The 12,055-nt window shown below is 60.2% G+C and carries 10 protein-coding genes; all 10 read right to left on the reverse strand.

All coding sequences use genetic code 11. The annotated features are described in order from the left end of the window. Nucleotides 1–167: 167 nt before the first annotated feature. The 10 genes from GUC22_RS04115 to GUC22_RS04160 all read right to left on the reverse strand — a co-directional run bounded on the left by GUC22_RS04115 (nt 168) and on the right by GUC22_RS04160 (nt 12,055). Nucleotides 168–1,325 carry a CdaR family transcriptional regulator gene (locus tag GUC22_RS04115; protein ID WP_049131306.1) on the reverse strand — a complete coding sequence of 386 codons (1,158 nt, stop codon included), beginning with the start codon at nt 1,323–1,325 and terminating at the stop codon, nt 168–170. Then, nucleotides 1,322–2,497 carry a glycerate kinase gene (locus GUC22_RS04120; RefSeq protein ID WP_004134460.1) on the reverse strand — a complete coding sequence of 392 codons (1,176 nt, stop codon included), beginning with the start codon at nt 2,495–2,497 and terminating at the stop codon, nt 1,322–1,324. The genes GUC22_RS04115 and GUC22_RS04120 overlap by 4 nt, the downstream gene beginning before the upstream one ends. A gap of 13 nt (nt 2,498–2,510) precedes the next feature. Beyond that, nucleotides 2,511–3,881 (reverse strand): MFS transporter, encoded by a 1,371-nt coding sequence (locus GUC22_RS04125; protein WP_024358594.1) that lies wholly within the window; start codon nt 3,879–3,881, stop codon nt 2,511–2,513. Between the two features lie 76 nt (nt 3,882–3,957). Then, a complete protein-coding gene (locus tag GUC22_RS04130; RefSeq protein ID WP_024358593.1) occupies nt 3,958–4,836 on the reverse strand; it encodes an SMP-30/gluconolactonase/LRE family protein in 879 nt (292 codons plus the stop codon). Nucleotides 4,837–4,849: 13 nt separating this feature from the next. After that, the gene (locus GUC22_RS04135; RefSeq protein ID WP_004134464.1) at nt 4,850–6,187 is read right to left on the reverse strand and encodes an MFS transporter; all 1,338 of its coding nucleotides are present in this window, start codon (nt 6,185–6,187) and stop codon (nt 4,850–4,852) included. A gap of 135 nt (nt 6,188–6,322) precedes the next feature. Continuing rightward, on the reverse strand, nt 6,323–7,513 hold the full coding sequence (locus tag GUC22_RS04140) for a thiolase family protein (protein WP_116944179.1): 1,191 nt from the start codon (nt 7,511–7,513) through the stop codon (nt 6,323–6,325). 11 nt (nt 7,514–7,524) lie between these two features. Further along, nucleotides 7,525–8,259: a 3-oxoacyl-ACP reductase FabG gene (gene fabG / locus GUC22_RS04145; RefSeq protein WP_049090252.1), complete on the reverse strand. Its 735-nt coding sequence runs from the start codon at nt 8,257–8,259 to the stop codon at nt 7,525–7,527. A gap of 2 nt (nt 8,260–8,261) precedes the next feature. Next, the gene (locus tag GUC22_RS04150; protein ID WP_004134467.1) at nt 8,262–9,863 is read right to left on the reverse strand and encodes an acetyl-CoA--acetoacetyl-CoA transferase subunit alpha/beta; all 1,602 of its coding nucleotides are present in this window, start codon (nt 9,861–9,863) and stop codon (nt 8,262–8,264) included. After that, a complete protein-coding gene (locus GUC22_RS04155) occupies nt 9,860–11,416 on the reverse strand; it encodes a class I adenylate-forming enzyme family protein (RefSeq protein ID WP_155553116.1) in 1,557 nt (518 codons plus the stop codon). Before GUC22_RS04155 ends, GUC22_RS04150 begins: the two co-directional genes overlap by 4 nt. A 249-nt stretch (nt 11,417–11,665) precedes the next feature. Then, nucleotides 11,666–12,055 carry a VOC family protein gene (locus GUC22_RS04160; protein ID WP_004134469.1) on the reverse strand — a complete coding sequence of 130 codons (390 nt, stop codon included), beginning with the start codon at nt 12,053–12,055 and terminating at the stop codon, nt 11,666–11,668.

Raw genomic sequence — 12,055 nt, forward strand, 5'->3', positions numbered from 1 at the left:
TCGGCGACGGGCGCTCCGCTCGTGATAAAAACGCCGGGCGCGCTATTATTTTGATAAACGTCGATCTCAGAGTGATACACCGCGACCGGTAACGTTCGGGCCGCTTCCTCCCGGACATGGCTGTGGGGTATTTCCCCTGCAGAGGGGGCGAGAGCACCCGCCGCTCTCTAGCTTAAGGTATCAATCCATTCGCTCTGGCGCGGGTTCTGCCGACGATAGCAGTGTACCGACACCGCCAGCTGCGTCAGGTCGGTGAAGACCATCGGATCGAGCTGAATATGCTTTTTAATCTGCTGCAGCCGGTAGGTGAGCGTATTGCGATGAATCCCCAACAGCAGCGACGTTTTGCCCGGCTCGGCGTTATTGGCAATAAAGCTGCTCAGGGTATCCAGCAGCACTTCGCCGGAATCATGCTCAAGCAGCTGGCGTACGTTATTGATAAAAAAATTCACCATATAGCTGTCTTCCAGCACCCGGAACAGGCAGAGCATCGCCATCTCGCGAAAGTAGTAGATTTGTCGCTGCGGCTGCACTTTGCTCCCCACCTCAATCACCGAACGGGCGAATCGGATAGCCTCGCGAATATCCGGGGCGTTGTCCGCCTGCACGCCAATCCCGATATGGTAATGGCTGATCTGATTGCTGAGAACAAACTCGATGCCCCGCAGCATCGTCTCCTGGGGTTCGCATAGCGTATTGAGGATAAGTATTTCATTGCTGCCCAGCAAAATGACGTCTCTTACCCCGGACAGCTGCGAGAATTCCCGCAGCAGCGTACTCAATACTTCGCTTAGCTGGTGCTGTTCGACCTGCACGGTCACCACAACCGGCATCAGCGGGGCATTAAAATTAAAGCCAAGCTCCACCAGGCGATGAAGCGCTTCCTGTCCGGCGGGCGCGGCTCCCTGCTCAAGGTACTGACAAAACAGGGTGTCGCGCAGACGCTGTCGCCAGTTGGTTTCCCGCATCTCTATGGCCTGGCGGACCAGTAGTTCGGCGGTAAGCACCGCCAGTTCAGCATAGCGGCTTATTGCCGCCGGGTCGCCGCTGATGCCCACCACCATCACCACGCGATCGTCATACATAATGGGATGATTAATCCCGGGATGCACATTCTCAAAACGCGCGGCTTCCGCGGTGTTATTAATACAAATACGTTTACCGGTGCGTATCACCTCGCGGGCGATTTCATGCTGCTCGCCGATACGATGACGTTCACCTGAGGCAATAATCTGTCCATGATGGTCAATCACGTTCACGTTATGATGAATTATCGCCATTGCCCGGGCGACAATTTCATTAGCCAGCGCCGTCGTAATAATCATACAGTTATCCGCTTATGTGCCTCTCCGCGCCGTCCGCTCAGAAAGGTTCGTAGAACATTCTCCGCTGCGTCGGCGAGGAGCTGTTCGCATGTGTTCATCGACTCCGCCAGCGGCATAGGGCGCTGGCAGATAGACCACATCGCGTCAATATGGTGTTGATACAATTGCCGACTGCTCTCATCGCGTCCGCCGCAAAGGGCCACAACCGGTACGCCGTGGCGCGCCGCTTTGCCCGCCACGCCCACCGGGGCTTTACCAAAGGCGCTCTGACGATCGAGCCAGCCTTCCCCGACGATGGTCAGCGCGGCATCGCTAAGATGGCGGTCGGCATTAAGCAGTTCCAGCACCAGGTCAATGCCCGGACGCAGCGTGCCGCCCGCATAGGCGATCAGCGCAGCTCCCATACCGCCCGCGGCCCCGGCGCCTGGTGCTTCGCTGACGTCGTAGCCGAGCGTTTGCGTAAGCTGCCGGCTGTAGTGCGCCATACCCGCCTCCAGCTCGCTCAGCGCCGCCTCATCCGCCCCTTTCTGCGCGCCATAAACCCAGGTGGCGCCATCGGTTCCAAGCAGAGGGTTGGTGACGTCGCAGGAGGCCTGAATTTCGGCCTGTCGTAAACGCGGGTCCAGTTCGCTTAAATCGATGCGCTGGATATGCGCAAGATCCTGGCCCGCGGCGGGAACCGGCAGCAGCGTGCCGTCCTTGCGCAAGAATCGTGCGCCAAGCGCCTGGGCGAAACCGATGCCGCCATCGTTGGTCGCGCTGCCGCCCAGCCCGATAATCAGACGCCGGCAACCGGCATCCAGCGCCGCTTTTACCTGTTCGCCCAGCCCAAAACTGCTGGCCAGACGCACATCCCGCTGCGCTTTCGGCGTAAGCTCGAGCCCACAGCTTTGCGCCATCTCAATAATGGCCCGCTCGCCGGGCAGGATCAGAAACGCGGCCTGTACGGCGAGGCCGTAAGGCGAGGTACAGCGCTGCTGCTGCCACCTCGCGCCCTTCAGCTGCGGACTTTCCGCAAGGGTCGAAAGCAGTCCCTCTCCGCCGTCCGACACGGGCATTTCGACCAGCTCCAGCGCCTCGTCAACCCGGCGCAATCCCCGTGCGACCGCTGCGCAAGCGGCCTGCGCGCTACAGCTGCCCTTAAACGAATCCAGCGCGATAACAATCTTCATGCGTTCTCCTGCGTTAATGCGCTTTGCGCGGCGTTTTATCGGTGGTCATCAGCTGCAACAACATCCCCAGCAGCGCGCATCCCGCCATGGTAAAGAAGGCGTAGATATAACCCGCCGGATTTTCCCATCCCCCACCGAACTGGATGAGCCAGCCCATAAGCAATGGCGAAAGGCCGCCGCCGATAAACATCGCCGTGGTGATAATTCCGTTGGCGGTAGAGGTGGCGCGTTCTTCGGCGGAATCCGAGGCCATTGCGTAGTAGATAGGCCACACGGCGTTGGCCACCAGGCCAAAAAAGAGCTGAATGGCGATAAGACGCGGCATATTGGTGGCGAAATAGAACAGCGCAATGCCGATACTCATCCACAGACCGCAGACGATCAGAGTACGTTTACGACCAAAGCTATCGGATAGCCAGGGCCAGATTATCTGGCCCAGAGTACCGGTCAGCGTGAAGATAATACTTAGCCCGGCGGATGCCGCCAGCGACAGGCCGGAGACGTGATAAAGATACGGCGGCAGCACAACGTTAATGCCCATATAGACAATTTGCGTCAGCAGGGTATTGCCCGCCGTTAGCGAAATATTGCGGTTGCGCAGGGTACGTAAAAAGGTCTTCATCCCTTCGCCTTTGGCAACATGGCTGCTTTCCTGGGTCGCCGGGCGCGTCATCCCCTGGCTATCGATATGCTGATAAAGCGTGTTGATGCGATCGGCGGTGGAATATTTCGCCCAGAAAATCATCAGCGGGATGGCGACGATCAGCGCCAGCAGGAAGCAGTAGCGCCAGCTGCCTTCGCCAAATGCGGAAAGCACCAGACTTGCCACCACGCCGCTCAGCAGCGCGCCAATCGGATAGCCGGTATGATGCACCCCCAGCGCGAAGCCGCGCTTCTCTTTCGGCCACCACTCCGCGGTGTTGCTGACGCCGACGGGCTCGCCCCAGCCGGCCCCGAGGTTGACGCCAACGCGCAGCAGCACAAACGCCGTCAGCCCGTGGCTGATCGCTTTAATCCCGGAAATAAAAGAGAGGGCGGTATAGCCCAGCACCAGCGGTACCTGAAAGCGCGCCCGCTTCCAGCCTGAACCGTAGCGATCGCTCCAGATGGAGCCGGGGATATCCAGCACCGCCAGGGCAACCATAATCAGCGCGACGACGTTGCCCCACTGTTCCGGCGAGAGCGAGAACTCCTTAGAGATGACCGGTCCAAGGCGCAGGATCATCTCGCGGTCGTAGGCGTTAAGCACCCAGATTAGCCAGCAAACCAGCAGCGAAACCCAGGAGAAACGATGTATCAGCCGCTTTTTTGCGCCTTGTTCGCCGGCAGGTGTTTGATTGATTGTTGTCATAGTCGTGTTTACTCCGCGGCGTCGCGACAGCATGGCGCGCGCCGCCAGGTATCAGGGTCAGAGTGGGTTCGCCGGGTATTATTGTTATCGCGGCGAGCCGGATATTCGTTTAACCGGCAAAGCGCCGTTCCGCTACGCCGGTGACGCCCAGGTCGTAAATGGCGAACAGGCTGCCGCGTAGCTGATTATCTTCCGGGAAGCGCGGTAGCGGCGGCTGCGCCATTGAGGTGACGTACAGCACGTCGAGGTTTTCGCCGCCGAACATCACGCTGGTGACTTTTTTCACCGGCATCTCAATGATGCGATCGACCTCGCCCTCCGGCGTGTAGCGCACCAGCTTGCCCGCATAGACCAGCGCGTTCCACAGATAGCCTTCGCTGTCCACGGTGGCGCCATCCGCCGCGCCGCCTTCGCTGCGATCGACGTGGCAAAAGACACGTTCGCCAGAGAGATCGCCGGTCGCGGTGTTGTAGTCCCAGGCACAGATTTCGCCCGTCCAGGTATCGGCAAAGTAGAACGTTTCGCCGGAGGGGCTCCAGCAGGGGGCGTTAGAGACGATGATATTTTTCTTCAGCACGTGCAGTGACAGATCGGCGTCCAGGCGATATAGCGCGCCGCTTGGCTCCTCTTCGCGCATATCCATCGACCCGAACAGAAAGCGTCCCTGACGATCGACTTTACCGTCGTTGAGCCGGTTAAAGGGCCGGTCCGCTTCCGGATGGTGCAGCAGCGTCAGCCCGCCGCTGGCGAAGTCGAGCAGATGAACGCCATTCTGTAGCGCTACCACCGCGCCTTCGCCGTTCTGGCGCAGGGCGAAAGAGCCAATTTTCTGCCGCACGTCCCAGCTCTTAATCGCGCCGCCCTGCGCGTTACAGGCGAACAGGCGCCCGTCGAGGCTATCTACCCACCAAAGACGTTGCTGCTCGATATCCCATACAGGGCTCTCGCCGAGGCGAGTTTTTAAATCCAGTAACACTTCGATACGCATAAGGCGCTCCTGATTAAGCGTTTTCGCCGCGGGCCTGTTTTGCCGAGGCGGGGGTAGAGGATGACGAACTTTTAATCAACAGAGATGCCAGCGCGCCGACAATCAGTAGCGCGACGGCGAACCATAAGCCGGACGTCGCCGCGCCGGTGCGGTCCTCAAACGCGCCGAGGATAAACGGCCCGAGAAAGCCGCCGCACAATCCGAGGCAGTTAAGCAGTCCGAAGCTGCCCGCCAGCATATGTCCGCTCATGATCGAGGGGAGCCAGTTAAAGATGATGGATTGCATGGCGAAGAACATGAAGGCGGCCAGCGAGAAGCCAAGCAACGCCACGCCGTGGCCGGCAATCGCGCCAATCGCCATGCCGGTCGCCATGACCAGATACCCGGCCATCAGCATGCTGCGCGAACGCTGTTCCGTCCGGGCGAAACGCGGCAGCAGGATCCCGCCAGCGGCGGCGGCGATCCATGGGATGGCGGTCAGCAGACCGATCTGCAGCGGGGTAAGCTGGCCCCAGCTTCCGATGATCCCCGGCAGGAAATAACTCAGGCCGTAAACCGAGAACTGGTGGGTAAAGTAAATCAGCACCAGCAACAAAAATACGCGGGTGGTGAGCGCGGTTTTCAGGGAAAAGCGGCTTGGCGTATGGCGCGTCTCCTCGGCTTCTTTCTCCAGCACCGCAGTGATTGCCTGTACGTCGTGGCTGTCCAGCCAGCGGGCGTCGGCGGGTTTATCCGGCAGCCTGCGCCAGACGACGAACGCCAGCGCTATCGCGGGCAGCCCTTCGATAAAGAACATCCACTGCCAGCCGTGCCAGCCGGACATTCCATCAAGGCTTAATAACAATCCGCCCAGCGGCGCGCCGATAATATTGGCCAGGCAGACCCCCAGCAGGAACAGGCCGGTGGCTTTAGCGCGCTCTTCACGGCCAAACCAGAGGGTCAGGTAGTAAATAATGCCCGGATACAGCCCCGCTTCGGCGGCGCCGAGCAAAAGGCGCATCACGTAAAAGGACGTAGGCCCGGTGACGAACGCCATACCGCAGGAGATGATCCCCCAGGTGATCATGATGCGGGCGATCCAGCGCCGCGCGCCAATCCGGGTTAAAAACAGGTTGCTGGGGATCTCCAGCACCGCGTAGGTGAGAAAAAACAACCCGGCCCCGAGGCCGAATGCGGTTGCGGAAAGGCCGATATCCACCGACATGGTCGCTTTCGCCATGCCAATATTGGTACGATCAATAAAGCTAATGATGTACGCCACGATAAGTAGCGGCATCAAATGGCGGTAGATCTTTTTATGGGTGCGCTGTAGCTGCGTCCCGTTTACCGCCTTTTCATTTATTGCGGACATGGTTATTATTTCCCCGTATTCGTGGTCAGAAGCCTTGCCGGGATCGCGTCGATCCCGTTCGTCAGCTCACAGGTTGTCGCCGGGTGCTGACCCGAACGACGCCCGGCCCGAAGCCCCACTTCGGGCCGTCTTTTCCTAAGCGCCTTCGCGCTCGAACAGCATAGAAATCCCCTGGCCGCCGCCGATGCACATGGTGACCAGACCGGTGCGCGCGCCGCTGCGCGCCATTTCATACATCAGTTTGACCGGCAGGATCGCACCGCTGGCACCCACCGGGTGGCCGAGGGCGATCGCGCCGCCGTTGACGTTAACGCGGGCCGGATCGAGACGCAGATCGTTCATCACCGCCAGCGCCTGGGCGGCGAAGGCCTCATTGAGTTCAATTAAATCGATGGCGTGAACATCCATATTGAGACGGTCCATCAGGCGTCGGGTCGCGGGAGAGGGGCCAAACCCCATAATCTCCGCGCCGCAGCCGGCAACCGCCCAGCCGCGAATTCGCATACGCGGGGTGAGGCCGCGCTTTTCCGCCTGCTGGCGGGTCATCATCACCAGCGCGGCCGCGCCGTCGTTAATGCCGGAGGAGTTGGCCGCCGTCACCACGCCGTCGGCTTTAAATGCCGGACGCAGCGCGGCAAGCTTTTCGCGCGGGGTGTCGCGCGGGTGTTCATCGGTCGCGAACAGGCGGGTCGCTTTTTTGCCGTCCGGCACCTCAAGAGCCAGAATCTGCTCGCGGAAGCGATCCCCAGCGATCGCCTTCAGCGCCTTCTGCTGGCTCGACCAGGCGAAATCGTCCATCGCTTCGCGGGTGATACCGAAACGTTGCGCAACGTTTTCCGCCGTGATGCCGTTGTGATAAGGCCCTTCCGGCCAGGTGAGAATAGAGATCAGCCCATCTTCCAGCTCGCCGTGGCCCATGCGATAGCCATCGCGCGCTTTACGCAGGTAGTAGGGGAGCTGGGTCATATTTTCCGTTCCGCAGGCGACGACCACCTCGGCCTGGCCGCTTTGCAGCTGCATCATGCCGTCCGCGAGGGCCTGGAGCCCGGATCCGCACTGGCGGTTAACCGAATACGCGGTGCTCTCCTGCGGGATCCCCGCCCGCAGTTGGCAGATGCGGGCGATAAAACCGCTTTCGGCGATTTGCCCGACGTTGCCGACGATCGTTTCGTCGATATCCTGCGGCGCAAGTCCGGCGCGGTTGACCGCTTCGCGAATAACCGCCGCCCCGAGGTCATGCTGGTGGGTATGCTTAAGACTGCCGTTAAACGTGCCAATAGCGGTACGGACGCCGCTGACAACCACAATATCATTAGCCTGTGTCATCGTTTTTCTCCTTACAGCACCATGCCGCCGCCGACGTTAATCACTTCACCGTTGATATAGCGCGCGCCGTCAGACGCCAGAAACGCCACGCACTCGCCAACGTCTTTCGCCTCCCCGGCGTAACCCGCGGGTATTTTATTGATCATGATTTGCCAGACGTTTTCCGGGACGCCGCGGGTCATATCGGTATCGATAAAGCCCGGGCAGATGGCGTTGACCGTGACGCCTTTCTTCGCCAGTTCGCGGCAGGCGGTTTTGGTCATCCCCACCACGCCGGCTTTTGACGCCGAATAGTTGGTTTGTCCGACGTTGCCAAGCCAGCTGGCGGAAGCGATATTGATAATGCGGCCCGCGCCGCGCTCGCGCATACGGATGGCGGCCTGCTGCATACAGAGAAAAGTGCCCTTCAGATTGACATCGATCACCGTATCCCAGTCCGCTTCGGAGAGTTTGTGCAGCATGGCGTCGCGGTTGATTCCGGCGTTATTCACCACAATATCCACCGCGCCAAACGCCTCTTCGGCCTGGGAAAACAGCGCTTCGACCTGCGCTTTTTCACCGATATTGCAGCTGATAAACAGCGCCTGTGCGCCCGATTCGCGCAGGGACGCGGCGGCGGCTTCGCCGTGCGCGTCGCGATCGGCGATGATCACGCGCGCGCCTTCCCGCGCAAGCACCTGAGCAATGCCAAAGCCGATACCGCGCGCGGCGCCGGTGACAATGGCGGTTTTACTGGCAAGTTTCATAGCTAATTTCCTTGTGAGTCAGAGGATGAATTCCGGGACAGATGTTCCGCGAGGCCGCAGGGCTGCGGGGTGAACAAGCGGCTGTCCATAACCTGAAGATCCGCGGCGATCGTCGGACGAAAATCCATATGCGCCAGGATGTCGCGCTCAAGATCGATACCGGGGGCGATTTCCGTCAGCACCGGCCCCTCCGGGCGTAGTTCGAAAACCGCCCGTTCGGTGACGTAATGCATGGTTTGTCCTTTGGCGCGGGCCAGCTCGCCGTTATAAGAAATCTGATTAACCCCGGCGACGAATTTACGTACCTCGCCTTCGCGGCGGATATGCAGCGCCCCTTGTTCACAGGCGATCTCCAGCCCTTTGGCGGTAAAAGAGGAGCAGAACACGACGTGGCGGGCATTCTGGGTGATGTCGATAAAACCGCCCGCGCCGGGGCAGGATGCGCCGAGCCGCGTAGCGTTGACGTGGCCGTGCGGGTCCATCTCGCCGGCGCCCATAAAGGTGATATCGACTCCCGCGCCGTTGTAATAGAGCATTTGATCCTGGTGGCCTATCATCGCGCTCAGATTACGACCGATGCCGAAATCAACGCCGCCCGCCTGCTGGCCGCCGTAGATCCCCGACTCCACGGTGATGGTGACCTGCTCGCCGAGCCGTTCTTCGTGAATGATGGCGCCAATAACGTCGTTGGGAATGCCGGTGCCGAGATTGATGACGCAGCCGGGCGTCAGATAGCGGCAGGCTATCCGCCCGATAAGTTTGCGCAGGTCGAGCGGCAGCGGCGCGCTCTGCGCGGCGGGCAGTTGGATATCGCCGCACAGCGCCGGATCGAAGTCCCAACTGGAGGTCTGGCGGTGATCCATCTGCGGCTCTTCGCACACCACAATGGCGTCAATCAGGTTGCCGGGAACGGTGACGCTTTTCGGATGCAGCGAGCCTTTCGCCACGCGATATTTCACCTGCGCCAGCACCTTCGCCCCATAGCGTCTGGCGGCGAGAACCGCGTGCAGAACTTCCAGCTTCATCACCTCTTCATCGGTCGTGAGGTTGCCGTCTTCATCAGCATGGGTGCCGCGCACAATGACCACGTCCAGGGGAATGGCCGGGTAAAACAGATATTCGGCGCCGCGAAACGTCACGTGCTCGATCAGATCGGGCCGTTCGCGGGTGCGGGCGTTCATCCGCCCGCCTTCCATGCGCGGATCGACAAAGGTACCGAGCCCGACGGGGGAAAGCCTCCCCGCAAGTCCGGCGGCCATCGCGCTATAGAGATGAACGATCTGCCCCTGCGGCAGACACCAGGCTTCCACTTCGTTGTTGTTGATCATCGCCATCCAGCGCGGCGCCAGGCCCCAGTGCGAGCCGATAAGGCGCGTCACCATACCCGGATGGGCGAAGTGCTGGATGCCGCGCTGGCGATCGCTTTGCCCAGCGGCATGCAGCAGCGTCAGGTCGCGCGGTTCGCCCGCGGTCAGAAAGCGCGCTTCGATAGCGCTTAAAATGGACTCCGCCGCGCCGATAAGCGTCATCCCGACGGTGCAGACGGTGTCGCCGCTGGCGACCCACTGCGCCGCTTGATGGGCGTCGATAAATTTGCTGCTCACTTTTTATCCTCCGTTGATAGCGTGATGATGGATTCCGCGAGGCGCGCTTTGAGCTGCTGCTTGCTCACTTTTCCGTTATGGGTACGCGGTAAAACGCGGGTGAAAATAATGCGCGCCGGCAGCTTAAAGCGGGCGATTTTGACCTTCAGCCAGCCGAGGATCTCTTCGCTGGTCAGGTGGTGCTGACCGTCCGGCACGATAAACGCCACCGGCTCTTCGCCATAGACCGGGCTGGGGGTCGGGATCACGGCAACTTCCCGTACGCCCCGATAGGTAGAGAGGATGTTTTCCAGCTCCAGCGAGTAAATCTTCTCTCCGCCGCGATTGATCATGTCCTTGCTGCGATCTTTGATGTACAGCCAGCCTTCGTCGTCGAGATAGCCCAGATCGCCGGTACAAAACCAGCCCTGCGCATCGCAGCTCGGCCGTCGTTCGCTGTGCTGCCAGTATTCGCGGATCACCACATCGCCTTTGAGCCAGATATGCCCGATTTGCCCGGCGGGGAGGGGCTGCTGGCGATCGTTGCGGATCGCAATGGCGAGGCCGGGGATCGCCTGCCCCGAGCTGCCGCATTTATCGCTGCCCCAGACATCGCCTGGAAAGATGGTGGCGGGCGAGGTCGTTTCGGTGAGACCGTAGATCGGCTGAATCGCCGTATGCGGAAACAGGGTTTTTAGCTCAGCGATCAGTCCGTCGCTCAGGTGGCCCGCGCCGCAGGCAATCGTGCGTAGCGCGGGGAAATCGCCTGGATGGCTGGCGCTCTGCTCGCGCGCAGCCTGGCACAGCAGGATAAAAATGGTTGGCGAGCCGTGCAGAAAGGTAATGTTCTGCTCGCGCAGGGTGTTGATTACCTGCGGGGCGTTAAACCGGTGCTGTAGCCAGAGGCTCGCGCCGAGGCTAATAAACAGCGCCAGCAGCGCCGACAGGCCGGTGATGTGATAGATAGGCACCGCCAGAATGGTGCTATCCGCGGCGGTGAGATTCAGTTTTTGCGCGTAAGCGTCAATCGCGCAGAGCAGGTTGTGGTGCGTGATAATCGCCCCTTTCGGCTCTCCGGTGGTACCGGAGGTAAACATCATCACCGCCGTATCATCGCGGTTAACCGGGGTCGGCAAACAGGTCAGCGGTTCGGGAAGTGAGAGCGCCTGCCATTCGCTGAGTGAAACCGCGCGCGCGTTGGGGGTGTGTTTCAGCCAGTCCTGTACGGTCGCATCGAACAGCACGACCCGCGGGGCGATATGGCCCACCAGCTCCTCGCTCTCGGCCTGCTTAAGCTTAGTGCTGAAAGGCACCACTTCGATGCCCAGACCCAGCGCGGCAAAAAGGACTTCGCAAAAAGCGGGATGATTCCCCCAGGCCAGCAGGATTCGGTCGCCTTTGCGCAGCGACCAGATGCGGTCAAGCTGCGCCATCGCTCGCTGTACCCGCAGGTGAAAATCGCGGTACAGATAGCGCCGATCCTCAAACGCCAGCGCCAGGGCATCCGGGCTGCGGGCGGCGCTGCGGCTCAGGGCCTGGTAAAGATTCTGGAAGTCGGCGGAGGTGCTGCTCATTTGTCTCTCCTGATATTGCGTATTGACTGGAAGTAGTCTGGGGAAATTCAGGAGAGGAAATTGCCGAATGGCTCACAATAGAAAATCAACAAAACGGAAGCAATTTTGTAACATTGCACAATAGGCAGGAGAGGCCGGGTAGGGGGGAGAAATACTGGAATCAGGCAGGCTTTTGTAAAGCCTGAGGAAGCCCGCTTTTAGACCCGTATTAACCGGGTCTAAAAGGGAGAAGGGGATCAGCCCTGCCGCTTAGCGTTTAAAGGCATCGAACTCGAGCCGTTCGCCGTCGGGGCCGCGAATAAGCAGGAAGCGCACATTTTCTTCCTCAATCGGCCCTTCATCGAGCGGATAGCCGAGCGCCGCCAGCCGCTGCTGCACCGCATCCAGGTCGCGGACTTCCAGCGCCAGATGATCGATACCGCAGCGAGGAGCGTCAAAGGGCGTTCCTGCGGGAAGCTGATACAGCTCGAGGACGGCGCCCGCCATTTCCAGGAACGCGACTTCAATAGTGCCCTGCGGCGACGGCTTGCTAAACCGCTGCTGGCGCTGAAAGCCCAGCGGTTCATAGAAGGCAAGCGAACGCGTTAAGTCGCTGACCTGATAGCCAATATGAGCAATCGTGTTGATAAGTTCGCGCAT

The sequence above is a fragment of the Klebsiella sp. MPUS7 genome (genome assembly GCF_009905335.1).
GTDB classification, from domain to species: Bacteria; Pseudomonadota; Gammaproteobacteria; order Enterobacterales; family Enterobacteriaceae; genus Klebsiella; species Klebsiella grimontii.

What these genes read in the sequence shown, in the direction of transcription:
- fabG (WP_049090252.1), bottom strand. Translation starts at nt 8,259, where the DNA reads ATGAAACTTGCCAGTAAAACCGCCATTGTCACCGGCGCCGCGCGCGGT.
- GUC22_RS04120 (WP_004134460.1), bottom strand. Translation starts at nt 2,497, where the DNA reads ATGAAGATTGTTATCGCGCTGGATTCGTTTAAGGGCAGCTGTAGCGCG.
- GUC22_RS04130 (WP_024358593.1), bottom strand. Translation starts at nt 4,836, where the DNA reads ATGCGTATCGAAGTGTTACTGGATTTAAAAACTCGCCTCGGCGAGAGC.
- GUC22_RS04115 (WP_049131306.1), bottom strand. Translation starts at nt 1,325, where the DNA reads ATGATTATTACGACGGCGCTGGCTAATGAAATTGTCGCCCGGGCAATG.
- GUC22_RS04155 (WP_155553116.1), bottom strand. Translation starts at nt 11,416, where the DNA reads ATGAGCAGCACCTCCGCCGACTTCCAGAATCTTTACCAGGCCCTGAGC.
- GUC22_RS04135 (WP_004134464.1), bottom strand. Translation starts at nt 6,187, where the DNA reads ATGTCCGCAATAAATGAAAAGGCGGTAAACGGGACGCAGCTACAGCGC.
- GUC22_RS04140 (WP_116944179.1), bottom strand. Translation starts at nt 7,513, where the DNA reads ATGACACAGGCTAATGATATTGTGGTTGTCAGCGGCGTCCGTACCGCT.
- GUC22_RS04125 (WP_024358594.1), bottom strand. Translation starts at nt 3,881, where the DNA reads ATGCTGTCGCGACGCCGCGGAGTAAACACGACTATGACAACAATCAAT.
- GUC22_RS04160 (WP_004134469.1), bottom strand. Translation starts at nt 12,055, where the DNA reads ATGCGCGAACTTATCAACACGATTGCTCATATTGGCTATCAGGTCAGC.